The organism is Streptomyces lienomycini, from assembly GCF_027947595.1.
Taxonomy (GTDB): domain Bacteria; phylum Actinomycetota; class Actinomycetes; order Streptomycetales; family Streptomycetaceae; genus Streptomyces; species Streptomyces lienomycini.
On record NZ_CP116257.1, the window covers coordinates 2,355,338 to 2,377,344 of the forward strand.

Here is a 22,007-nt window from a genome sequence, read left to right on the forward strand (position 1 = left end):
CCGTCCCCCGGGTCGTGCATATCCCAAATCCCGCGCGTTCGCCGAAGGCGAGCGGCACGGGTGCACCTATGAACCTTGGGAGACGGCCCCATGACCCAGCAGTCACTGGAGCCCAAGACCACCGCCGAGGACGCGGGCGCGGGTTCCCGCGTCCCCTCCGGCCGGTCTTGGCTCGACCGGTACTTTCACATATCGCACAGAGGATCCACCGTCGCGCGCGAGATGCGCGGCGGCGTCACCACCTTCATGGCGATGGCGTACATCGTCCTGCTCAACCCCGTCATCCTGTCCGGCAAGGACGCCGCGGGGGACACCCTGGGGCAGAAGGCCCTGATCACCGCGACGGCGCTCGCCGCGGCGGTCACCACGCTCCTGATGGGCTTCGTCGGCAAGGTGCCGCTCGCCCTGGCCGCCGGGCTCTCGGTGTCCGGGGTGATCGCGGGGCAGGTCGCCCCGCAGATGACCTGGCCGCAGGCCATGGGCATGTGTGTGATGTACGGCGTGGTGATCATGCTGCTCGTGGTCACCGGGCTCCGCGAGATGATCATGAACGCGATCCCGCTGGCCCTCAAGCACGGCATCACCATGGGCATCGGCCTGTTCATCGCCATCATCGGCCTGGTCAAGGGCGGCTTCGTCCACGCGGGCAAGGCGACCCCGCTCACCCTCGGCCCGGCCGGGGAACTCGCGGGCTGGCCGGTCCTGCTCTTCGCGGGCACCCTGCTGCTGATCTTCATGCTCCAGGCGCGCAACATGCCCGGCGCGATCCTGATCGGCATCGTCACCGGCACGATCGTCGCGGCGATCCTGAACGCCGCCGGGGTCATCGACCCGAAGCAGTGGGCCAACGGCGCCCCCGAACTGCACGGCAGCGCGGTCTCCATGCCGGACTTCTCGCTCTTCGGCGGCCTGGAGTTCGGTGGCTGGGGCGAGGTCGGCGCGATGACGGTCGGCATGATCGTCTTCACGCTGGTGCTCGCCGGGTTCTTCGACGCGATGGCCACCATCATCGGCGTCGGCACCGAGGCGAAGCTCGCCGACGACAAGGGCCGGATGCCGGGCCTGTCGAAGGCACTGTTCATCGACGGCGCCGGCGGTGCCATCGGCGGCGTGGCGGGCGGCTCCGGCCAGACCGTCTTCGTGGAGTCCGCGACCGGCGTCGGCGAGGGGGCCCGCACCGGGCTCGCCTCCGTCGTCACCGGCGTGTTCTTCGCCGCCTGCCTCTTCTTCACGCCGATCACCGCGATCGTGCCGCAGGAGGTCGCCTCGGCGGCCCTGGTGGTCATCGGCGCGATGATGATGATGAACGCCCGGCACGTGGACTGGGCCGACCGGGCCACCGCGATCCCGGTCTTCCTGACCGTCGTCCTGATGCCGTTCACGTACTCCATCACCGCCGGTGTCGCCGCCGGTGTCATCTCCTACGTCGCCATCAAGGCCGCCCAGGGCAAGGCCCGGGAGATCGGCGCGTTCATGTGGGTGCTGACGGTGATCTTCGTCGTCTACTTCGCCCTCAACCCGATCGAGAGCTGGCTGGGCGTGCACTAGCCGCCACGACGGGAACCCTTCACGTACCTGTTGTCCAAGGAGGACCGAAAGATGCTGGACATCGCCGAAGAGCTGCACCGGTGGGTCGAGCAGGGACGCGACTTCGCCGTGGCCACCGTGGTGGCCGTCGGCGGCAGCGCGCCCCGCCGCCCCGGCGCCGCCCTCGCGGTGGACGCCGACGCGACGGTGATCGGCTCGGTCTCCGGCGGATGCGTGGAGGGGGCCGTGTACGAGCTGTGCCGGCAGGCCCTGGAGGACGGCGAAACCGTCCTCGAACGCTTCGGCTACAGCGACGAGGACGCCTTCGCCGTGGGGCTGACCTGCGGCGGGGTCATCGACATCCTCGTCACACCGGTACGGGCGGCGGATCCCGCCCGGCCGGTGCTGGCCGCCGCGCTCGCCGCCGCCGCGAACGGCGAGACGGCAGCCGTGGCCCGGGTCGTGAGCGGCCCCGGCGACCTGCTGGGCCGCGCGCTCCTCGTCCGCGCGGACGGCACCCGCGCCGGCGGCTTCGGCGGCCACCCCGAACTGGACCGCACGGCCGCCGCCGAGGCGAGCGCCTTCCTGGACGCCGGGCGCACCGGCACGCTGGAGATCGGCGAACAGGGCTCGCGCTGCGGAGTACCGCTGACCGTGCTGATCGAGTCCTCGGTCCCGGCCCCCCGCATGATCGTCTTCGGTGCGATCGACTTCGCCTCGGCGCTGGTCCGGGCCGGCAAGTTCCTCGGCTACCACGTGACGGTCTGCGACGCCCGCCCCGTCTTCGCGACCCCGGCCCGTTTCCCGGACGCGGACGAGATCGTCGTCGAGTGGCCCCACGAGTACCTGCGGCGCACGGAGGTCGACGCGCGCACGGTGCTGTGCGTCCTGACCCACGACGCCAAGTTCGACATACCGCTGCTCCGGCTGGCGCTGCGCCTCCCGGTGGCGTACGTCGGCGCGATGGGCTCCCGCCGCACCCACCTGGACCGCGACGCCCGGCTGCGCGAGGTCGGCGTGAGCGACCTGGAGCTGGCCCGACTGAGATCGCCCATCGGCCTCGACCTCGGCGCCCGCACCCCCGAGGAGACGGCCCTCTCCATCGCCGCCGAGATCGTCGCCACCCGCCACGGCGGCACGGGCGCCTCCCTGACCGGCGCCCACACCCCCATCCACCACGACGGCCCGACGGCACCCACGGGCCGGATCGGCTCGGTGGCCTGATCACTGCCGAAGCCCCTGGCCCGGCCCATGTGTCCGTACCCGCCACTATGTTCACCGCATGAAACCCGAGATTCTCGGCAAGACGAACCGGTTCCGTGCGAAGGCGCTCGCGGGCGGCGTCCCGTCCGTCGAGGTGGAGAGGTGGCTCGAGGCCGCCCGTCCCTGCGCCACCCTGGCGTCCACCGTGGACGGGCCGGTCGTGGGCCACTTCGGCGGGCCCGACCTGCTCCCCGTCGGCGCTCCCCGACTCCCGGCAGGGCTGAAGCTGATCGCGATGCTGGACCTCGCCGCGCTGCCCGGCGACGCGACGACCCTGGCACTGCCCCCCGACGGCCGGCTCCTCTTCTTCGCCCGGCTCCACGCCGACGACCTCGACGCCTCCGGCCGGGTGATGTACGTCCCCGCCGGCACGCCCCTCGACGAACACCCCGGGGCCGACGGCCATGAGCGCGCGGAACTGAGGCTGAGGTACGACCTCTCCCTGCCGGACAACGAGGTGCTCATCGACCCCGTCGAGCACCCGCACGCCAAGGAACTGCGCCAGGCATGGTCGGACGTGCTGTACGAGGACCGGCACCATCGCGACGCGACCCACCTGCAGATCGACGGGTATTCCAGGGACTCCTTCGGCGAGGACGACCCCGTCACCGCGTCCGCCGCCATGGCGGCGGAGAGTGCGGGGAAGCCGGAGGGCAGGCGGGCCAGTCCATGGGCACGGCCTCGCCCCGACGACTGGGCGCTTCTCGCGCAGTGGTACGGCGGCGTCCTGGACCTTGGGAACCTGCACATCGGCGGTGACGTCTTCTGGACGGTCGCGAGGAACGATCTGGAGGCGCGGCGCTTCGACCGGGTGGCCGTCCTGGGATGCTTCGACGGCCCGTGAGCCGAGAGTCCGGCTCACCCTGGCTTCACGAGGGGACGGCAGGCGTGCCGGGCACGCTCTCCGGTGGCCTGCCGCGGAGGCGTCTGGCGGACCCGGACGGCCCCGCCCCTACCTGGTCATCGACACGTCCGCCACCACCGGGCGATGGTCCGAGGCGACGGCTTCCACCGGGACCGAGGCGCCGCGCACCCGGACGCCCTTGCCGACGGCCACGTAGTCGATCCGCTTCACGGGTGCCTCGGCCGGATACGTCCCCGGGGATCCGGGCCCGGCTCCCGCGTCGCGCAGCTCCCGCCACAGCGGTGCCAGCTCGGGCGCCGAGGGCTCGGCGTTGAAGTCGCCCAGCAGGAACTGGCGGGCGCCTGGCAGTCGTGCCCGCTCGCGGGCCATGATCCGCCGGGTGTCGGCGACCTGCGCCCCCCGGACCGCCGGGTCCGCCCGGTAGTCGAGGTGCGTCACGAACACCTGCACCGGCACACCCCGCACCTTGAGCGTCACCTCGCCGAACCCGGGCGCGGGCGCCGGCGCCGGATTCTCGTCCTGCGTGGACAGGCGCGTGATCTCGTGGTTCGTCGCGGAACGGATCGGGAAGCGGGACAGCACCGCCACCCCGTACTCGCGCCGGGGCCCGCCCGCCGTCACCGGATCGAGGCTGTAGATCGGCGCGAACGACACCCGCATGCCGAGCCGCCGCGCCAGCTCCCCGGCCACGTCGAGCCCCTGGCTGCGCGCTCCCCAGTGCACGTCGACCTCCTGGAGGCCGATCACGTCCGCGTCGAGGGCGCGCAGCGCGGCGGCCTGCCTCTCGAGGTCGAAGACGCCGTCCGTACCCGTACCGGCGTGGACGTTGTAGGTGGCGATGCGCAGCGGGACCGGGCGGCCCTGGCCGGCGGAGGCGGGCGGCGCCGCCACGGCCAGGGTCAACAGGGCGCCGGTCACGGACAGTTGGATGAGGGTGCGCGCTCTGACAGACATGTCGGCACGGTACGCGGGAATCCGCCCCGGCGGAGCCCGCGGCGCCCTTTCGACGCCGGCCGGACCCGCGCCGGCCCCCGGAGGTTCACGGGCTGCGCAGCAGCCGGTTCACCGTGCGGCCGAAGACGTACCGCCCCGAGCGGGCGAGGACGCCGTCGAAGAGGGCGGGCAGGAGCCGGACGTCCAGCTCCTCGCGCCACACCACGCGTGCCCGGCCGCCGGGCCCCGGCCGGACCTCGATCTCCGCCCGGCCCCGCACCAGGCGGCCGCGCTTGTCGAGCCGGCACAGACCGGGGGCGCCGTCCCCGGGCGGCCGCCAGACGGTCACCTCCATCGTGTCGTCGAAGGCGAGCGGGCCGGCACCCGTGCGGGCCACGATCACCGTGCCCGGGCCGGTGGGGCCGGGCGTGGCGACGGTGACGCGGGTCAGCGGCACGGAGTCGCCGTGCCGCTCCCAGCGGGTGAGCCTGCGCCAGGCCTCGTCCGGGGGGAGCGGGGCGGTGCGTTCGAAGGAGAAGGTGGCCACGGGACGATCGTAGGCACACCGCCTACCGGTAGACCGTGCCCGGCTCGGCCTTTCCGGGGGCGAGCAGTTGGGGGACCGTCACGAAGACGTACCCGCGCTTCTTGAGCGCGTCGATGATCCCGGGCACGGCGGGCACGGTGCCGTCGTAGATGTCGTGCAGCAGGATGATGCCGTCCCTGGACGACTGGTCCAGGACACGCTCGGTGATCAGGTCGGAGTCGTTCGTCTTGTAGTCCTTGGCGGTCACGCTCCACAGCACCTCCGCCAGCCCCAGCTCGCGGCAGATGTCGTGCACCGTGTCGTCCGTGCGGCCCTGTGGCGGGCGCATCAGGGTGGGACGTCTGCCCGTCAGGCGCTCTATCTCCTTGTTCGGGCGCTCCAGCTCCTCGCGTATCTCGTCCGGCTCGGCGTCCGTGAGGATCTTGTGCGTCCAGGTGTGGCTCGCCACCTCGTGGCCCTCATTCGCCATGCGCCTGACAAGCTCGGGGTAGGTGTCGATGTGCCGCTTGCCGAGCAGGAAGAAGGTCGCCGGGACCTGCTTCTCCTTGAGTATGTCGAGCAGCCGGGCGGAGTTCTCGCTCGGTCCGGCGTCGAAGGTCAGCGCGATGCACTTGGCGTGCGCGCAGTCGACGGTGCCGAACGAGGCCGCCCGGGCCTCGGAACCCGCCGCGCCCCGGACGGAGCTGGGTGAGGTCGTCTCCAGTTTCGTGCAGCCGCTCAGCGCGAGGGTCAGCGCCGCTGCGGCGGCGAAGGTCGCGACCGCAGGCAACCTGGTCCCCGGTTTTGTCATCTTCCTGGTCAGCGAAGGCATGCGGGGACTATACACAGAGTGTATACAGCCAGCTCACAGCGCCCCCTCGAATGCGAGTTCGGGGTAGTGGGGGCGGTCGCCGGGTTACTCAGCCGACACGTACGTGACGGTCGGAGTGAGGAGAGGCCCGTGAGCGAGAGCCCCGAGGGCGGCAGCCCTCCGCGTGGAGGCACCTGGCGCCGCGCCCTGGTGACCGGCGGAGCCGGATTCGTGGGATCCCACCTGTGCGGGAGCCTGCTCGACGCCGGCACCGACGTCGTCTGCCTCGACAACCTGGCCACCGGGTCCCGCGCCAACGTGGCCGACCTGGAACGGCGACGCGGATTCCGGTTCGTCCGGGCCGACGCCACCGATGCGGCGGCGCTGCGCGGTCTGCCCGGCCGGTTCGACCTCGTCCTGCACTTCGCCTGCCCCGCCTCGCCCGTCGACTACCTCCGGCTGCCCCTGGAGACCCTCGACGTCGGCAGCACCGGCACCCGCAACGCCCTGGAGCGGGCCCATGCCGACGGCGCCCGCTTCCTGCTCGCCTCCACCTCCGAGGTCTACGGCGACCCGCTGGAGCACCCGCAGCGCGAGACGTACTGGGGCAACGTCAACCCGATCGGCCCGCGCAGCGTCTACGACGAGTCCAAGCGCTTCGCCGAGGCCCTGGTCACCGCCCACCGCCAGGTGCACCGCACCGACACCGCCATCGTCCGGATCTTCAACACGTACGGCCCCCGGATGCGCACCGGAGACGGCCGCGCCGTGCCCACCTTCATCGCGCAGGCGCTGGACGGCATGCCGCTCACCGTCGCCGGGGACGGCGGCCAGACCCGCTCCCTGTGCTACGTCGACGACACCGTGGCGGGCGTCCTCGCCCTCGCCGCGTCCGGGGAGAGCGGGCCGGTGAACATCGGCGGCGCCGACGAGATCACCATGCTGGAACTGGCCCGCCGGGTCGTCGAACTCACCGGCTCGGGCTCCCGCATCCGCTTCGTCGAACGCCCCGTCGACGACCCCGGCCGGCGCAGGCCGGACACCACCCTGGCCCGGGAACGGCTGGGCTGGCGGCCGAGCGTGGGCTGGAACGAAGGGCTGGAGCGGACCATCGGCTGGTTCGCGCACGCCGTCGCCGCCTGACCCGAGGCCAGAAGCAACACATAGCGTGACAAGTCAGTGCTTGTCCGGAAGTGACCTGTCTCCAAGTGTTTGAGGCAACTCGGCCGCGGCACCCGCGACGCCGAGAGAGGAGCCCGCCCCATGCGCATCCTTGGTATCAACGCACTGTTCCACGACCCGGCCGCCGCGCTCGTCGTCGACGGCCGGACCGTCGCGGCCGCCGAGGAGGAGCGGTTCAGCCGGCGCAAGCACGGCAAGCGCCCGGTGCCCTTCTCCGCCTGGGAGGTCCCGGAGCTGTCGGCGCGGTGGTGCCTGGAACACGCCGGGGTGCGACCGGAGGAGCTGGACGCCGTCGCCTACTCCTTCGACCCCAAGCTGGCCCGGCCCGCCCGCGACATGGGCCTGGACGACCCCTGGGACCCGCTGCGCCTGGAGTACGCCCGCCGCGCCCCCCGGTTCCTCGCCGACGCGCTGCCCGGACTCGACCCCGACCGGGTCGTCTTCGTCCCGCACCACGTCGCGCACGCCGCCTCCGCGGGACCGGCCTCGCCCCACCCCGACAACGACGTCCTCGTCCTCGACGGGCGCGGCGAGTCCGCCTCCCACCTGGCCGGACGCTACCGCGACGGCAAACTCGACGTCCTCGCCACGCAGGCGCTGCCGCACTCGCTCGGCCTGGTCTACGAGGAACTGACCGAGCACCTCGGCTTCCTGCGCAGCAGCGACGAGTACAAGGTGATGGCCCTCGCCTCCTACGGCACCCCCCGCTTCACGGACCGGCTGCGCGAGCGCGTCCACGCCACCGGCGACGGCGGCTTCCGCGCCCACGGCGTCGACTGGGCCGCCCTCGCCCCGCCCCGCGCCAGGGGCGAGGACTGGACGAAGGACCACGCCGACCTCGCCGCGAGCACCCAGGCCGCCCTGGAGGAACTGCTCCTCGAACTCGTCCACTGGCTGCACGGCGAGGCCGGCGGCGAGGCCCTGACCATGGCCGGCGGCGTCGCGCTGAACTGCGTCGCCAACTCGAAGATCGCCGCGCGCGGCCCGTACCGGCACGTGTGGGTGCAGCCCGCCGCCGGTGACGCCGGTACGGCCCTCGGCGGCGCCCTGCACGTGGCCGCCGCCCAGGAGGGCACCGCGCCCGAGCCGATGCCCGGCACCGACCTCGGCCGCGGCTGGAGCGACGACGAGATCCGCGCCTGGCTGGAGACCGCCGCCGTCCCCTACGAGGAACCGGACGACATCGCCGAGACCGTCGCCGAGGAACTCGCCCGCGACGGCGTCGTCGCCTGGTTCCAGGGCCGCAGCGAGTTCGGGCCGCGCGCCCTCGGACACCGCTCCCTGATGGCCCACCCCGGCCGCGCGGAGAACCTCGAACGCCTCAACCACGTCAAGGGCCGCGAGGAGTTCCGCCCCGTCGCGCCCATGGTGCTCGCCGACCGCGCCGCCGGCCTCTTCACCGGGCCGCTCCCCAGCCCGTACATGCTCTTCGTGCACGACGTCGACCCCGCCTGGCGCGACCGGATCCCGGCCGTCGTCCACATCGACGGCACCGCCCGCATCCAGACCGTCGAGGAACGCCGCGAACCGCTCGTCGCGCGGATGCTGGCCGCCTTCGAACGCCGCACCGGGCTGCCCGTCGTCGTCAACACCAGCCTCAACACCGCCGGGCGGCCCATGGTCGACGACCCGCGCGACGCACTGGAGTGCTTCGGCTCCGCCCCCGTGGACCTGCTCGCCATCGGCCCCTTCGCGGTGCGCCGGGGACGGGCGTTCGCATGAGCACCGCACCCGGGGCCGGCGGCCCGCGCACCGGCTACGCCGTCGTCGTCCCGACCCTCGTACGCGACACACTCGCCGACTGCCTGGCCGCGCTGGTCGCCGCGCACGGGCCCGACCCCGACGAGATCGTCCTCGTCGACGACCGGCCGGGACCGGACGCCGACCCCGGCGCGCTGGAGCACGCGCTGACCGTCCTCGGCGACCTGCGCGCCCGCACGGTGGTACTGCGCAGCGGCGGACGCGGACCCGCCGCCGCCCGCAACACCGGAATCCAGGCGGTCGCCTCGCCCTGGACCGCGTTCCTCGACGACGACGTCCAGGTCGGCCCGCACTGGTGCGACCAGCTGATCCAGGACCTCGCCGAGGCGGCGCCCGACACCGGCGCCGTGCAAGGGGTGATCGCCGTGCCGCTGCCCGGGGAACGCCGCCCCACCGACTGGGAACGCGGCACCGCCGGGCTCGCGCGGGCCCGGTGGATCACCGCCGACATGGCCTACCGCACCGACGTGCTCAAACAGGTCGGCGGCTTCGACGAACGCTTCACCCGCGCCTTCCGCGAGGACGCCGACCTCGCGCTGCGCGTCCTCGACGCGGGCTGGCGCATCCGGCGGGGCCGCCGCACCACCCGCCACCCCGTACGCCCCGCCGCACGCTGGGTCTCGCTGAAGCAGCAGCGCGGCAACGCCGACGACGCCCTGATGCGGCGCCTGCACGGCCCCGACTGGTGGGCCAAGGCCGTCGCGCCCCGGGGCCGCATCCGGCGCCACGCCGCGATCACCGCCGCCGGAACCGCTGCCCTCGCCCTCGCCGCGGCCGGACGCCCCCGGGCCGCCGCCCTCGCCGCGCTCGGCTGGGCCGCGGGCACCGCCGAGTTCGCCTGGGCCCGCATCGCACCCGGACCGCGCACCCGGCACGAGGTCACCACCATGCTGGTCACCAGCGTGCTCATCCCACCCGCCGCGACCTGGCACCGGCTCAGCGGACTCTGGCACCACCGGGCCGCCCCCGCCTGGCGGGAGGTGGCCGCATGAGCCCCGCCGGGAACCGGGTGAAGGCCGTCCTCTTCGACCGCGACGGCACCCTCGTCCACGACGTCCCCTACAACGGCGACCCGGACCTGGTCCGACCGGTCGAAGGCGCCCGCGAGGCGGTGGCGCTGCTGCGCGCACACGGCATCCGCGTCGGCGTCGTCACCAACCAGTCCGGGGTCGCCCGCGGCCTGATCAGCGACGGCGACGTCCGGCGCGTCAACCGTCGTATCGACGATCTGATCGGTCCCTTCGACGTCTGGGCGATCTGCCCGCACGGCCCCGACGACGGCTGCCACTGCCGCAAGCCGCAGCCCGGCATGGTCCTGTGGGCGGCGGGCCGCGTCTGCGCCCACCCCGCCGACTGCGTCGTCATCGGCGACATCGGCGCCGACACGCAGGCCGCCGAACGCGCCGGTGCCCACGGCATCCTCGTCCCCAACGACCGCACCCGCCCCGAGGAGACGGCCGCCGCGGCCCACCTCGCCCCGGACCTCCTCACCGCCGTACGGGCCGTTCTCGACGGCCCGCCCAGGGGCCGGGTCCTGGCCGACGAGCGGCCCATCGAGGCGGCGTACGGCACGGGCCCGGGAGACCCCCGCCCCTCACCGCGGCCCCGGCCGCCGACCGGCCCGCTCCCCCGACGGCCCGGCCGCCACCACCCCGGCCGGGGCGTGTTCGCCCCGGGACCCGCGCCCGGCGCACGCCGAGGACGGCCCGGGCCGTGCCGCGGCGCAGCGGGGCGGTCGCACCCCGGACCCGGACACGCCCGTGACCGGCGCCGCCCCACCCACCACCGGGCCGAGCCGGCCACCGGCCCAGGACGCCCGTGCCGGTGGGTCGTCGGCTCCGGATGCCTGTGCCGGTGGGTCGTCGACCCCGGACGCCCGCACCGGCCGCTCCCCGGCCCCGGACCCCCGTCCCGGGTCTGGCGGGGGCAGCGCCGTGGTGGGGCGGGCGCGTGCCGGGGCGGACCGGGGGTGTGGTCCCGTGGGCGGCACCGGGAGGCCGGCATGAAGGCGCTCGTCACCCGGCTCGACAGTTTCGGCGACGTGCTGCTCGCCGGGCCCGCCGTGCGGGCCGTCGCCGCGCGCGCCGACCACGTCACCCTGCTGTGCGGACCCCGCGGCGCTCCCGCCGCCCGGCTGCTGCCCGGCGTCGACGAGGTGCTGGTGTGGGAGGCGCCCTGGGGCGGGTTCGAGCCGCCCGACGTCAGCCGCGAGGACATCGAGGCGCTCGTGGCACGCGTCGACGCCGACACCGCGCTGATCCTCACCTCCTTCCACCAGTCCCCGCTGCCCACCGCCCTCGTACTGCGCCTCGCCGGCGTCCGGTACCTCGCCGCGGACAGCGAGGACTACCCCGGCTCCCTCCTCGACCTGCGCCACCACCGCGCCCCGCACGCCCACGAGGCCGAGGCCGCGCTCGACCTCGCCGAGGCGGCCGGGTTCCCCCGCCCCGACGACGGACGGCTGCGCGTGCACACCCCGCCCCCCGCCGACGCCCTCACCGGACCCGGCCCCTACGTCGTCCTGCACCCCGGCGCCAGCGTCCCCGCCCGCGCCTGGAGCCCCGAGCGCGCCGCCGACGCCGTACGCGAACTCGCCGCCGCCGGGCACCGCGTCCTGGTCACCGGCGGCCCCGACGAACGCGACCTCACCGCCCACGTCGCAGGCGCCCACGGCACCGACCTCGGCGGCCGCACCGACGCCCCCGGACTGGCCGGTGTCCTCGCGGGCGCCGCCGTCGTCGTCACCGGCAACACCGCGCCCGCCCACCTCGCCGCCGCCGTCGGCACCCCCGTCGTCTCCCTGTTCGCGCCCGTCGTCCCCGCCGAACGCTGGCGGCCGTACGGCGTCCCCTACGTCCTGCTCGGCGACCAGGACGCGCCCTGCGCCGACAGCAGGGCCCGGGACTGCCCCGTCCCCGGGCACCCCTGCCTGGACACCGTCACCGCCACCGACGTGGCCGCCGCCGTCGAGAAACTGGCCGTCGAGAGACCGATGGGGGAGACATGAGGATTCTCATCTGGCACGTGCACGGGTCGTGGACCACCGCCTTCGTGCAGGGCCCGCACACCTACCTCGTCCCCGTCACCCCCGACCGCGGACCCGACGGCCTCGGCCGCGCCCGCACCTGGGACTGGCCCGACTCCGTCGTCGAAGTACCGCCCGAGCGGCTGCGCGAGGAGCACATCGACCTCGTGATCCTCCAGCGTCCGCACGAACTCGACCTCGTCGACCGCTGGCTGGGCCGCCGCCCGCCGCTGGTCTACCTGGAGCACAACGCCCCCGACGGCGACGTGCCCCGCACCCGCCACCCGGCCGCCGCCCTCCCCGGCGTCACCCTCGTCCACGTCACCCACTTCAACCGGCTGATGTGGGACGCGGGCCCCACGGACACCGCCGTCGTCGAACACGGCATCGTCGACCCCGGCCACCGCTGGACCGGCGAGCTGGAGCGCGCCGCCGTCGTCGTCAACGAGCCGATCCGGCGGGGACGTACGACCGGCACCGACCTGCTCCCCGCCTTCTCCCGCGCGGCCCCCCTCGACGTGTTCGGCATGCGCACCGAAGGGCTCGCCGAGCACCTCGGCGTCGACCCCGGCCGCTGCCGCACCCGGGACGTCCCCCAGGGCGACCTGCACACCGAACTGGCCCGCCGCCGCGTCTACGTCCACCCCGTCCGCTGGACCTCGCTCGGCCTGTCCCTGCTGGAGGCCATGCACCTGGGCATGCCCGTCGTCGCCCTCGCCACCACCGAGGTCGCCGAGGCCGTGCCACCCGGCGCCGGGGTGGTCTCCAACCGCATCGACGTACTGACCGACGCCGTACGCGACTTCCTCGCCGACCCGCCGCACGCGCGGGCCGTCGGCGAGGAGGCCCGCGCGGCGGCCCTGGCCCACTACGGGCTGCCCCGCTTCCTGGACGACTGGGAGCGGCTGCTCAAGGAGGTGACCCGATGAGGATCGCCATGGTGTCCGAGCACGCGAGCCCCCTCGCCGCGCTCGGCGGCGTCGACGCCGGGGGACAGAACGTCTACGTGGCCCGTCTCGCCGAGGAGTTGGCGGCCCGCGGCCACGACGTCACCGTCTACACCCGCCGGGACGCCACCGGCCCGCCCGACCGGGTGCCCCTGCCCGGCGGCGCGGTCGTCGAGCACGTGCCGGCCGGGCCACCCGTGTCGGTCCCCAAGGACGAACTCTTCCCGCACATGCCCGCGTTCGGCGCGCATCTGGCCCGCGCCTGGGCCCGGGAACGGCCCGACGTGGCGCACGCCCACTTCTGGATGTCCGGCATGGCCTCGCAGATCGGCGCACGACCGCACGGCATCCCCCTCGTCCAGACCTTCCACGCCCTCGGCACCGTCAAGCGCCGCCACCAGGGCATGCGGGACACCAGCCCCTACGAGCGCATCGGCATCGAACGGCAGCTCGGCCGCGCCTGCGCACGGGTCCTGGCCACCTGCACCGACGAGGTCGTCGAACTCGGCGACATGGGCGTCCCGCCCCGACAGGTCTCCGTGGTGCCCTGCGGCGTGGACGCCGAACACTTCCACCCCCTCGCCGACACCGGCCGCACCCCCGAACGGCGCCTGCGGCACCGGCTGCTCGCCTGCGGACGGCTCGTCCCCCGCAAGGGCTACGACCAGGCCGTCCGCGCCCTCGCCCACATCCCCGACGCCGAACTGCTCATCGCGGGCGGCCCGCCCGCCGGCGCCGTCGAGGCCGAACCCGAGGCACGGCGCCTGATGGGGATCGCCCGCCGCGCCGGCGTCGCCGACCGGGTCCGGCTGCTCGGCGCCGTCGACCCGGACGACATGCCCGCCCTCCTGCGCAGCGCCGACCTCGTGCTGTGCACCCCGGTGTACGAGCCGTTCGGCATCGTGCCGCTGGAAGCGATGGCGTGCGGGGTGCCCGTCCTCGCCACCGACGTCGGCGGCCACCGCGACTCCGTGTCCGACGGCGTCACCGGACGCCTCGTCGCCCCGCAGGACCCCGGGGCCGTCGCGGACGCCGCCCGCGAACTCCTCGCCGACGAGCGCCTGCGCCGCCAGTACGGCAGGAACGGCCGCGAACGCGTCCTGCGCCACTACACCTGGGCACGCGTCGCCGACGGCGCGGAACAGGTGTACCGCCTCACCCTCTCCGACCACGCCGTGTCCACGGAGGTGGCGTCATGACCGTCCATCCGCCCGCCGTCGGCCACTGCGACGAACTCCAGGACGCGCTCGACGCGTTCCGCGCCTCCGCACCCGTCACCCAGCGCTGGGGCGAGCGGCTCGCGACCGTCCTCGGCAGCGGCGGCCGCCTGCTCGCCGCGGGCAACGGCGGCAGCGCCGCCCAGGCCCAGCACCTGACCGCCGAACTCGTCGGCCGCTACCGCGACGACCGCCCCCCGTTCTCCGCGATCGCCCTCCACGCCGACACCTCCTCCACCACCGCCATCGCCAACGACTACGGCGTCGACGAGGTGTTCGCCCGCCAGGTCCGCGCCCACGGCCGCGACGGCGACGTCCTGATGCTGCTGTCCACCAGCGGCGCCAGCGCCAACCTGCTCTCCGCGGCCGACGCCGCCCGCACGGCCGGCGTACGGGTGTGGGCACTCACCGGCTGCGCCCCCAACCCGCTGATGGCGGGCAGCGACGAGTCCCTGTGCGTCGACGCCCCGTCGACGGCCACCGTCCAGGAACTCCACCTGGTCGCCGTCCACATGATCTGCGCGGCCTTCGACGCGACCCTGGAACACGGCGCCCGCGGCGCCCGCGGCGGCGTGCGGGGCGCCGGGAGCACGGGACGCGCACGGCGCACGACGCAGCGGAAGCGCAGGTGACGGGACGTATGGCTGCCATGGCTGACAGGACACCGCTGGTCGTGGTCGGTGACGCGCTGCTCGACCGGGACCTGACCGGCTCGGCCGACCGGCTCGCACCGGACGCGCCGGTCCCGGTCGTCTCCGAGTGCGCCGAGCGGACCCGCCCGGGCGGTGCCGCCCTCGCCGCGTACCTCGCCGCCCGCGACGGCCGCGAGGTCACCCTGATCACGGGCGTCGGCGACGACCCGGCGAGCCTCGCCCTGCGCGAACTGCTCGCCCCCTGGCTGACGTTGATCCCCCTGCCGCTGACCGGCACACTGTCGGAGAAGACCCGCGTCCTGGCCCGGGACCGTCCCGTCGTCCGCCTCGACCGGGGCGGCGGCCGGGCCCGCGGCGCCACCGACGAGGCCCGCGCCGCACTGCGTTCCGCCCGCGCCGTCCTGGTCTCCGACTACGGGCGGGGCGCGGCGGACGCCCTGCGCGACGTGCTCGCCGCGCGCCCGCCGCTGGTCTGGGACCCGCACCCGCGCGGGGCCCGCCGGTCCCCGGCACCCGTCTGGTGACGCCCGCCGAGAAGGAGGCCCACGGCTTCGGCCCCGGCAGGGCCACCCGGGCGGCGGACTGCGCGCCGCCGCACTCGACGCCGCCGCCCTCGTACGGGACTGGCGGGTGGCCGCCGTCACGGTGACCCTCGGCCCGCGCGGCGCCCTCCTGTCCTACGGCGAGCACCCCTCCTCGTGCCCGCGCCCGCCGCCCACCACGGCGACTCCTGCGGCGCCGGGGACCGGTTCGCGGCCACCGCGGCCGGGCTCCTCGCCGACGCGGCGCTGGTCGGGGAGGCCGTCGAGGGTGCGGTGAGCGCCGCCACGGCCTTCGTCGCGGCGGGCGGCGCGGCCGCCGTGCCCCCGGCCGACTCCGGCCCGGCGCCCGCCTCGCCGCCCGACACCGACGATCCGGGCGCCCTGACCGCCCGGATCCGTGCCGAGCACGGCACGGTCGTCGCCGCCGGCGGCTGCTTCGACCTCCTGCACGCCGGGCACGTCGGCCTCCTCCAGGCCGCCCGTCGGCTCGGCGACTGCCTGGTCGTCTGCGTCAACTCCGACGCCTCCGTCCGACGCCGCAAGGGAGGCGGCCGCCCCGTCAACCCCCTCGCCGACCGCGTCCGCGTCCTGCGCGCCCTCGCCTGTGTCGACGCCGTCGCCGTCTTCGACGAGGACACCCCCGAGCGCCTCCTCGGCGACCTGCGGCCCGACGTCTGGGTCAAGGGCGGCGACTACGCCGGCGCCGACCTCCCCGAGGCCGCGCTCCTCCAGGAGTGGGGCGGCCAGGCGGTCCTCCTGCCCTACCTGGACGGCCGCTCCTCCACCGCCCTGCTGGCCCGCGCGGCGGAGCGGTCCCGATGAGCCCCGGAGCCCGGGGACGCCCCCGGCCCGGCGTGGGCGTGGCGGTGCCGGCGGCCCGGCTCGGGCCGGGGACCGGGAAGAGAGGCTTCGCGTCCCCCGGGTCGGCGGGTGGGCCGGTGACCGGGGACCCCGTGCACCCGCCGGTCACCGGAGCGACGCGCCCGAGCGGGGCCGGAGCGCCGCGGCGCGGACCGGAACCGGTGCGGGGCGAGGGCGAGGACAGGCCCCGCGTGCTGGTCCTGCGTGCCCTCGGGCTCGGGGACCTGCTGGCCGGCGTGCCCGCCCTGCGGGCGCTGCGACGGGCGTACCCCGGGCACGAACTGGTGCTGGCCACCCCCGCAGACCTCGCCCCCGTGGCCGCCGCGACCGGCGCCGTCGACCGGGTGCTGCCCGCCGCCGAACCCGGACGGGCCGTCCCCCGCACCCTCGACTGGACCGGCCCGCCCCCCGACGTCGCCGTCGACCTGCACGGCAACGGGCCGCCCAGCCACCGCCTCCTCGCCCGCCTGCACCCGGCGAGACTGATCGCGTTCGCGCACCCCGAGACCCCGGAGGTGGACGGCCCGCCCTGGTACGCGGAGGAACACGAGCGGGAGCGGTGGTGCCGGCTGCTGCGCGCGTACGGCATCCCCGCCGACCCCGCCGACCTGCGGCTGCCGCCCCCGGACGCACCGTCCCCCGCCCCCGGCGCCGTCGTCCTCCACCCGGGTGCCGGCGCCCCCTCCCGCCGCTGGCCCGTGGACCGGTACGCGGCCGTCGCCGAGGCGCTGAGCGCCCGCGGACACCGGGTCGTCGTCACCGGGGGAGCGGACGAGGCGGACCTGGTGGCCCGGCTGGCCAAGCTCGCCGACCTGCCCGACACGGACGTGTTCGGCGGCGGCCTGCCCCACGACCGGCTCTCCGCCCTGGTCACCGACGCCCACGCCGTCGTCAGCGGCGACACCGGCATCGCCCACCTCGCCGTCGCCCACGCCACGCCCTCCGTCACGCTCTTCGGCCCCGTCCCGCCCAGCCGCTGGGGCCCCCCGCCCCACCCCCGGCACCGCGCGCTGTGGCACCCGGGCCCGGACGGCGACCCGCACGGCCACGAGACCGACCCCGCGCTGCTGCGGATCACCCCCGACGCCGTGCTGCGGGCACTCGACGCCCTGGACACCTCGGACGCCCCGGAAGAGGGACCATGAACCACGCCGCGCACCACGGCCCGACGGTCACCCGTGAACGGCCGCACCAGGACCCCACGAAGCCCGCCCCCGTCGGCATCGTCATCGCCACCCGCGACCGCAGCGCCAGCCTCGCCGTCACCGTCGGGAACCTGCTCGCCCTGCCCGAGCGGCCCGAGGTCCTCGTCGTCGACAACGCCTCCACCGACGACACCCGCGCCATGCTGGCCCGCGACTTCCCCCAGGTCCGCGTCCTCACCCTGCCGGTCAACCGCGGGGCCCTCGCCCGCACCGACGGCGTCCGCGCCCTCGACACCCCGTACGTGGCGTTCAGCGACGACGACTCCTGGTGGGCTCCGGGCGCCCTGCGCACCGCCGCCCGGCACTTCGACGAGCACCCCCGGCTCGGGCTGGTCTCCGCCCGCACCCTCGTCGGCCCCGCCGAGGCCGCCGACCCCCTCAACGACCTGCTCGCCCGCTCCCCGCTCGGCGCGGCCACCGACCTTCCCGGCACCCAGGTGCTCGGCTTCCTCGGCTGCGCGGCCGTCGCCCGCCGCACGGCCTACCTCGACGCGGGCGGCTACCACCCCCTGCTCTTCTTCGGCGCCGAGGAGACCCTCCTCGCCTACGACCTGGCCGCCCGCGGCTGGGGCGTCACGCACTGCCCCGACGTGGTCGCCCACCACCACCCGGACCCCGGCCCCCGCACCGGCCGTCCGGCCGTCGTACGCCGCAACGAACTCCTCACCGCCTGGCTGCGCCGCCCCCTCCCGCACGCCCTCGCCCGCACCCGCGCCCTCGCCGCCGACGCCCGCCGCGACCCGCACGCGCGGCACGCCCTGCGCGAGACGCTCAGCCGCCTGCCCGCCGCGCTGCGTGCCCGCAGGCCCCTGCCGCCCCACGTGGAACGGGCCGCCCGCCTCCTCGACGGAGCCGACAGCGCCGACGGAGCCCACGGAGCCCACGGAGCGGCCTCGTGACGGACACCCGGACCACCGTCGTCGTCATCACCCACAACCGGCGCCCCGAACTCCTGCGCACCCTCGACCGGCTCGCCGAACTCCCCGAGAAGCCCCCGGTGATCGTCACCGACAACGGCTCCACCGACGGCACGGCCACCGCCGTCGCCCGCCACCACCCCGAAGTACGGCTCCTGAGCCCCGGCCGAAACCTCGGCGCCGTCGGCCGCAACCTGGCCATCCGTCAGGTACGCACGCCCTACGTCGCCTTCTGCGACGACGACTCCTGGTGGGCGCCGGGCTCCCTGTCCGGGGCCGCGGACCTGCTCGACCGCCACCCCGCGGTCGGCTCCGTCACCGCCCGCATCCTGGTCGAACCGGACGGCACCGAGGACCCCATCGTCAAGGAACTGCGCGACTCGCCCGTACCCCGCCCCGACTGGCTCCCCGGACCCGCGCTCGGCTCCTTCCTGGCCGCCGCGACCGTCCTGCGCACCGACGCCTTCCGGACCGCGGGAGGCTTCCACCCCCGGCTGTGGCTGGGCGGCGAGGAGGAGCTGCTCGCGGCCGACCTGGCGGCGAACGGCTGGTGGCTGACGTACGCCGACCACCTGACGATCCACCACCACCCCTCAGAGATGCGGGACTCGACGCTGCGCCGGGCCCACGGCATCCGCAACACCCTCTGGTTCACCTGGCTGCGCCGCCCGCTCCGCCCCGCCCTGCGCCGCACCCTCCACCTGGCCCGCACCGTCCCCCGCGACACCGCTTCCCTGCGCGCCTTCGCGGAGGCGACGGCCGCGCTGCCCTGGGTGCTGCGCGAACGCCGGGTGCTGCCGCCGGAGGTGGAGGCACGCCTGCGTTCCCTGGAGCCCGCCCAGCGCGGCTCGACGGCCCGCAGCTACACCGGCTGACACCGACGGGCGCGGCGGGCGGGCACCCCCTGCCCGCTAGCCCTCCGTCCAACGGCACAGCAGCCGGAACAGCGTGAACAGCGTCACCGGCCACACCGCGGCGAACGCCCAGATCACGCCGGGCTCGGAGGTGGCGATGCCGACGGCCATCAGGGTCACCGACAGGGCGAGGAGCAGCAGGACGGTCGCCGTGCGCGGGCGGTACGCCGTGACGCGCGTGAGGTCCGGACGGCGGTGCAGCCGCAGCGTGCGCAGGCGCCGGTCGAGGCGCCGGTCGCGGCGCAGCGCGCGTTCGACCTCGTCGAGGATGCGCTGCTCGTGCTCGGGGAGACGGCCGATGGACACGTTGTCTCCTCCCGGGGGGGCGGGACCGACCTCCGCCGAGTGCCCGCGCCGCCCCGGACTAACCGGCCGGTCCGGCCACCGCCTCCAGCGCCGCCACCAGGCCGTCCGCCGCGTCCGGCACCGCGCCCCGCGTCCGGAACGCCGCGCCGATCCGTGCCGCCTCGTCCCGCCCCTCGGTCAGGCACCAGTGCCACCAGTGCTCCAGCGTCCCCTCCCGCAGCGCCTCCTCCAGCCGCTCGGCCGCCACCAGCGCGGGCCAGCCGCAGGCACCGGCCTGCGCGGTCACCTTCGCCCCGCCCTCGACCGGGTCCACCGCCAGCACCGGGACACCGGCCCGCAGCGCCAGGACCAGCCCGTGCAGCCGGTCGGTGACGACCAGGTCGAGGCGGGCCAGTACGGCCTCCAGCTGGGCCGGTGTGCCGCACAGCCGCCAGTCGTGCGCGTCGAGCCGGGTCTCCAGCTCCAGCCGGGCACAGTCCCGCCCGCCCAGCCAGCGGGTCAGCACCGCGGCGACCTCCTCGTGCCTGCGCCGCCCCGCGTACTCGTGCTGCCCGTGCGTGAGCACCACCCCGACCACCGGCACACCCGGCAGCGCGGGGGCGCGGGCCGCGAGGTCCACTCCGGGCCCGGCCCCGGCGGCGTCCCGGGCCAGTACCCGGTGGAAACCGGTGACGGCCGGGGAGTCCGGGTCGACCACGGAGACGCCCACGGCGATCCGCGCACAGTGCGCGAAGACCCGGTGCAACTCCTCGACCTGCGGTCCGTGCACCGGACCGCACACGAACACCAGCCGCGAGTACGCGGCCGGGTCCACGTCCGCGAAGTGCGTGCCGTCGGCACGGAAACCGGGGCTCCACACGACGTCGTAGGCGAGCCCCGCCTCCCGCAGCACCCGCTCCACCCGCGCCAGCGCCAGCACGTCCCCCGCCGTCGCCTCCCCGTGCAGGAAGCTGAACCAGCCGGTCACCAGGATTGCGTCCCGTCCGTACACAGTGGCCCCGGGTGCCCCGCCGGGAGCGGTCCTCACACGGCGTTCGTGACGGTCACCGTCACCTGGGCGCCCGGCGCCGTCCGCGCCAGGGCGTCGGTCACGGCGTCGCGCACCGCGCGGGCGACGGTCAGGGCGCGGCGGCCGCGGTGCACGACGATCTGGACGTCCACCTCCCACGGCCCGGCCCCGGAGGCCCGGCTCACCCGCACACCCGCGGGGGACCGCCCGGCGGCACGCGGCGGTCCCCGCGGGCGGAGGCCCGGAACAGGTCCACGAGGCCCGGCCGCAGGAAGGCGACGCCGGGCACGTCGGCGGCGACCCGCGCGACGGTGCCGGCGAGTGCGTCACGGCCGGTGGCGGCAGCGGTCACGGCAGTTTCCCTTCATCGGTGTCGACGTCGGCGGCCGCGTCGGCGACGACATCGGTGATGTGGACGTCCACGTGGTCCACCGGCAGTCCCAGGGCGTCGTCCGCCGCCCCGTGCACCCGGCTCCGGATCCGCTCCGCGAGGTCCGGCAGCCGCGGCGTGAGCGGCACCACGACCTCCAGCCGCACCCGGACGGCGCCCCGGGAGGGGGAGCCGCCGGACTCGGCGGGCCGGATCCGGCAGGAGCCCGCACGCACCCCCGGCACGGTCTCGGCGGCGGCCCGCAGCGTCTTGGCGGCCATCGCCTCCCGCACCCACAGGTCCTCGTCGCGCTCCCCGAGGGGCAGCGGCCGACCGGGCCGCAGCTCCACCCGTACGACGTCCATGACCCGCTCGGTCAGCGCCCCCGCGTCCCACTCCGGCTCCCGTCCGCCGCCCGCCTCGCGCACCGCGGCGCCGAGCAGGTCCAACTGCCGCACGGCCGCCGAGCAGTACGGGCAGGCACGCAGGTGCGGGTCGTCCGCGCCCGCCTCCCCCGACTCCCACACCTCGGAGAGCAGCCGCCCGCAGGCCAGCCGTTCGTCGTCGGCGGGCTCCCGCGCCCCGCCCGGACCGGTGCCGGGCTCGGGCAGCTCCGCGCCGGTGTTCATCGCCATGCGGTCATCGCCTCCGTCAGGCAGCGTCGTGCGCGGAACACCCGGCCGCGGGCAGCCTCCGGGCTGATCCCGACCGTCTCCGCGATCGTCTCGTACGACTGGCCCTCCAGCTCTCTGAGCACCCAGCACACCCGCTGCTCGGGAGACAGCTCGGACAGCGACCGGCCCAGCGCCACCGCGGCGGCGTGCGACTCGGCGGCCCGCGCGGGGGAGACGGCGTGATCGGGTGCCTCGGGCTCGGGCACGCTGTCGAGATCGGCCACGGGGCGCCGGGAACGCAGCATGTTCAGGCACCGGTTGACCACGATGCGGTGCATCCAGGTGCCGAAGGCCGACTGCCCGCGGAACTCGGGGAGCCTGCGCCAGGCGCTGACGAACGCGTCCTGCACCGCGTCCTCCGCCTCCGAGGGACTGCCCAGCATGCTCGCCGCGAGCCGCAGCAGTCCCGGCGCGTGGCGGCGTACCAGCACCTCGAAGGCGTCCTCGTCGCCCTCGGCGGCCCGCACCGCGAGCAGTCCGTCGTCCCCCGGCACACGTG

General features: G+C 75.6%; 22 protein-coding genes and 2 pseudogenes. 15 read left to right on the top strand and 9 right to left on the bottom strand.

Annotated features, from left to right (window positions below):
* The first annotated feature begins 90 nt into the window (after nt 1–90).
* From BJ961_RS10690 to BJ961_RS10700, 3 genes are read left to right on the top strand one after another with little or no spacing between them, the layout of a single operon-like run.
* Entirely contained in the window at nt 91–1,548 is a 1,458-nt protein-coding gene (locus BJ961_RS10690) for an NCS2 family permease (RefSeq protein ID WP_271321090.1), read from the top strand.
* A 51-nt stretch (nt 1,549–1,599) separates the two neighbouring features.
* On the top strand, nt 1,600–2,751 hold the full coding sequence (locus BJ961_RS10695; protein ID WP_271321091.1) for an XdhC family protein: 1,152 nt from the start codon (nt 1,600–1,602) through the stop codon (nt 2,749–2,751).
* A gap of 58 nt (nt 2,752–2,809) precedes the next feature.
* Nucleotides 2,810–3,634 carry a DUF1963 domain-containing protein gene (locus tag BJ961_RS10700; RefSeq protein WP_271321092.1) on the top strand — a complete coding sequence of 275 codons (825 nt, stop codon included), beginning with the start codon at nt 2,810–2,812 and terminating at the stop codon, nt 3,632–3,634.
* A 108-nt stretch (nt 3,635–3,742) separates the two neighbouring features.
* Here BJ961_RS10700 and BJ961_RS10705 read toward each other — a convergent pair whose 3' ends face one another.
* The 3 genes from BJ961_RS10705 to BJ961_RS10715 all read right to left on the bottom strand — a co-directional run bounded on the left by BJ961_RS10705 (nt 3,743) and on the right by BJ961_RS10715 (nt 5,946).
* Nucleotides 3,743–4,609 (bottom strand): endonuclease/exonuclease/phosphatase family protein, encoded by an 867-nt coding sequence (locus tag BJ961_RS10705; RefSeq protein WP_271321093.1) that lies wholly within the window; start codon nt 4,607–4,609, stop codon nt 3,743–3,745.
* An 85-nt stretch (nt 4,610–4,694) separates the two neighbouring features.
* The gene (locus BJ961_RS10710) at nt 4,695–5,135 is read right to left on the bottom strand and encodes an SRPBCC family protein (protein ID WP_271321094.1); all 441 of its coding nucleotides are present in this window, start codon (nt 5,133–5,135) and stop codon (nt 4,695–4,697) included.
* A 22-nt stretch (nt 5,136–5,157) separates the two neighbouring features.
* Complete coding sequence (locus tag BJ961_RS10715; protein WP_271321095.1) at nt 5,158–5,946, bottom strand: polysaccharide deacetylase family protein; 789 nt, start codon at nt 5,944–5,946, stop codon at nt 5,158–5,160.
* Nucleotides 5,947–6,075: 129 nt separating this feature from the next.
* Between BJ961_RS10715 and BJ961_RS10720 the strand changes: the two genes are divergently transcribed.
* The 12 genes and pseudogenes from BJ961_RS10720 to BJ961_RS10775 all read left to right on the top strand — a co-directional run bounded on the left by BJ961_RS10720 (nt 6,076) and on the right by BJ961_RS10775 (nt 19,110).
* The gene (locus BJ961_RS10720) at nt 6,076–7,068 is read left to right on the top strand and encodes an NAD-dependent epimerase/dehydratase family protein (protein WP_271321096.1); all 993 of its coding nucleotides are present in this window, start codon (nt 6,076–6,078) and stop codon (nt 7,066–7,068) included.
* Between the two features lie 120 nt (nt 7,069–7,188).
* Nucleotides 7,189–8,829 (top strand): carbamoyltransferase family protein, encoded by a 1,641-nt coding sequence (locus BJ961_RS10725; protein ID WP_271321097.1) that lies wholly within the window; start codon nt 7,189–7,191, stop codon nt 8,827–8,829.
* A complete protein-coding gene (locus tag BJ961_RS10730; RefSeq protein WP_271321098.1) occupies nt 8,826–9,860 on the top strand; it encodes a glycosyltransferase in 1,035 nt (344 codons plus the stop codon). The genes BJ961_RS10725 and BJ961_RS10730 overlap by 4 nt, the downstream gene beginning before the upstream one ends.
* Nucleotides 9,857–10,294 (top strand): annotated as a pseudogene (locus tag BJ961_RS10735) (D-glycero-alpha-D-manno-heptose-1,7-bisphosphate 7-phosphatase); the annotation flags it as partial. The gene BJ961_RS10730 and the pseudogene BJ961_RS10735, both read left to right, overlap by 4 nt.
* Before the next feature lie 576 nt (nt 10,295–10,870).
* Nucleotides 10,871–11,875, top strand: a complete 1,005-nt coding sequence (locus BJ961_RS10740; RefSeq protein WP_271417013.1) for a glycosyltransferase family 9 protein — start codon at nt 10,871–10,873, stop codon at nt 11,873–11,875.
* Nucleotides 11,872–12,822: a glycosyltransferase gene (locus BJ961_RS10745; protein WP_271321099.1), complete on the top strand. Its 951-nt coding sequence runs from the start codon at nt 11,872–11,874 to the stop codon at nt 12,820–12,822. The genes BJ961_RS10740 and BJ961_RS10745 overlap by 4 nt, the downstream gene beginning before the upstream one ends.
* Nucleotides 12,819–14,039 (top strand): glycosyltransferase family 4 protein, encoded by a 1,221-nt coding sequence (locus tag BJ961_RS10750; protein ID WP_271321100.1) that lies wholly within the window; start codon nt 12,819–12,821, stop codon nt 14,037–14,039. The genes BJ961_RS10745 and BJ961_RS10750 overlap by 4 nt, the downstream gene beginning before the upstream one ends.
* Nucleotides 14,036–14,689 (top strand): D-sedoheptulose-7-phosphate isomerase, encoded by a 654-nt coding sequence (locus tag BJ961_RS10755; protein ID WP_271321101.1) that lies wholly within the window; start codon nt 14,036–14,038, stop codon nt 14,687–14,689. The genes BJ961_RS10750 and BJ961_RS10755 overlap by 4 nt, the downstream gene beginning before the upstream one ends.
* Nucleotides 14,690–14,706: 17 nt before the next feature.
* Nucleotides 14,707–16,074 (top strand): annotated as a pseudogene (rfaE2, locus tag BJ961_RS10760) (D-glycero-beta-D-manno-heptose 1-phosphate adenylyltransferase).
* Entirely contained in the window at nt 16,071–17,258 is a 1,188-nt protein-coding gene (locus BJ961_RS10765; RefSeq protein ID WP_271321102.1) for a glycosyltransferase family 9 protein, read from the top strand. Before rfaE2 ends, BJ961_RS10765 begins: the two are co-directional and overlap by 4 nt.
* Nucleotides 17,255–18,217 carry a glycosyltransferase family 2 protein gene (locus BJ961_RS10770; protein ID WP_271321103.1) on the top strand — a complete coding sequence of 321 codons (963 nt, stop codon included), beginning with the start codon at nt 17,255–17,257 and terminating at the stop codon, nt 18,215–18,217. The genes BJ961_RS10765 and BJ961_RS10770 overlap by 4 nt, the downstream gene beginning before the upstream one ends.
* On the top strand, nt 18,214–19,110 hold the full coding sequence (locus tag BJ961_RS10775; protein WP_271321104.1) for a glycosyltransferase family 2 protein: 897 nt from the start codon (nt 18,214–18,216) through the stop codon (nt 19,108–19,110). The genes BJ961_RS10770 and BJ961_RS10775 overlap by 4 nt, the downstream gene beginning before the upstream one ends.
* Before the next feature lie 36 nt (nt 19,111–19,146).
* Here BJ961_RS10775 and BJ961_RS10780 read toward each other — a convergent pair whose 3' ends face one another.
* The 6 genes from BJ961_RS10780 to BJ961_RS10805 are packed head-to-tail and all read right to left on the bottom strand — an operon-like array spanning nt 19,147 to nt 22,002.
* Complete coding sequence (locus BJ961_RS10780; RefSeq protein ID WP_271321105.1) at nt 19,147–19,455, bottom strand: DUF3040 domain-containing protein; 309 nt, start codon at nt 19,453–19,455, stop codon at nt 19,147–19,149.
* Nucleotides 19,456–19,513: 58 nt separating this feature from the next.
* Nucleotides 19,514–20,422 carry a polysaccharide pyruvyl transferase family protein gene (locus tag BJ961_RS10785; RefSeq protein WP_271321106.1) on the bottom strand — a complete coding sequence of 303 codons (909 nt, stop codon included), beginning with the start codon at nt 20,420–20,422 and terminating at the stop codon, nt 19,514–19,516.
* A gap of 56 nt (nt 20,423–20,478) precedes the next feature.
* Complete coding sequence (locus BJ961_RS10790; RefSeq protein ID WP_271321107.1) at nt 20,479–20,649, bottom strand: hypothetical protein; 171 nt, start codon at nt 20,647–20,649, stop codon at nt 20,479–20,481.
* Nucleotides 20,646–20,816, bottom strand: a complete 171-nt coding sequence (locus BJ961_RS10795; protein WP_271321108.1) for a hypothetical protein — start codon at nt 20,814–20,816, stop codon at nt 20,646–20,648. The genes BJ961_RS10790 and BJ961_RS10795 overlap by 4 nt, the downstream gene beginning before the upstream one ends.
* Nucleotides 20,813–21,469, bottom strand: a complete 657-nt coding sequence (locus BJ961_RS10800) for an Asp23/Gls24 family envelope stress response protein (RefSeq protein WP_271321109.1) — start codon at nt 21,467–21,469, stop codon at nt 20,813–20,815. Before BJ961_RS10800 ends, BJ961_RS10795 begins: the two co-directional genes overlap by 4 nt.
* Nucleotides 21,460–22,002: an RNA polymerase sigma factor gene (locus BJ961_RS10805; protein ID WP_271321110.1), complete on the bottom strand. Its 543-nt coding sequence runs from the start codon at nt 22,000–22,002 to the stop codon at nt 21,460–21,462. The genes BJ961_RS10800 and BJ961_RS10805 overlap by 10 nt, the downstream gene beginning before the upstream one ends.
* Nucleotides 22,003–22,007 lie beyond the last annotated feature (5 nt).

Bases quoted from the DNA above. Each gene is read 5' to 3' on its own strand.
- BJ961_RS10690 (WP_271321090.1), top strand. From the start codon at position 91: ATGACCCAGCAGTCACTGGAGCCCAAGACCACCGCCGAGGACGCGGGC.
- BJ961_RS10695 (WP_271321091.1), top strand. From the start codon at position 1,600: ATGCTGGACATCGCCGAAGAGCTGCACCGGTGGGTCGAGCAGGGACGC.
- BJ961_RS10700 (WP_271321092.1), top strand. From the start codon at position 2,810: ATGAAACCCGAGATTCTCGGCAAGACGAACCGGTTCCGTGCGAAGGCG.
- BJ961_RS10705 (WP_271321093.1), bottom strand. From the start codon at position 4,609: ATGTCTGTCAGAGCGCGCACCCTCATCCAACTGTCCGTGACCGGCGCC.
- BJ961_RS10715 (WP_271321095.1), bottom strand. From the start codon at position 5,946: ATGCCTTCGCTGACCAGGAAGATGACAAAACCGGGGACCAGGTTGCCT.
- BJ961_RS10725 (WP_271321097.1), top strand. From the start codon at position 7,189: ATGCGCATCCTTGGTATCAACGCACTGTTCCACGACCCGGCCGCCGCG.
- BJ961_RS10730 (WP_271321098.1), top strand. From the start codon at position 8,826: ATGAGCACCGCACCCGGGGCCGGCGGCCCGCGCACCGGCTACGCCGTC.
- BJ961_RS10740 (WP_271417013.1), top strand. From the start codon at position 10,871: ATGAAGGCGCTCGTCACCCGGCTCGACAGTTTCGGCGACGTGCTGCTC.
- BJ961_RS10745 (WP_271321099.1), top strand. From the start codon at position 11,872: ATGAGGATTCTCATCTGGCACGTGCACGGGTCGTGGACCACCGCCTTC.
- BJ961_RS10750 (WP_271321100.1), top strand. From the start codon at position 12,819: ATGAGGATCGCCATGGTGTCCGAGCACGCGAGCCCCCTCGCCGCGCTC.
- BJ961_RS10755 (WP_271321101.1), top strand. From the start codon at position 14,036: ATGACCGTCCATCCGCCCGCCGTCGGCCACTGCGACGAACTCCAGGAC.
- BJ961_RS10765 (WP_271321102.1), top strand. From the start codon at position 16,071: ATGAGCCCCGGAGCCCGGGGACGCCCCCGGCCCGGCGTGGGCGTGGCG.
- BJ961_RS10770 (WP_271321103.1), top strand. From the start codon at position 17,255: ATGAACCACGCCGCGCACCACGGCCCGACGGTCACCCGTGAACGGCCG.
- BJ961_RS10800 (WP_271321109.1), bottom strand. From the start codon at position 21,469: ATGGCGATGAACACCGGCGCGGAGCTGCCCGAGCCCGGCACCGGTCCG.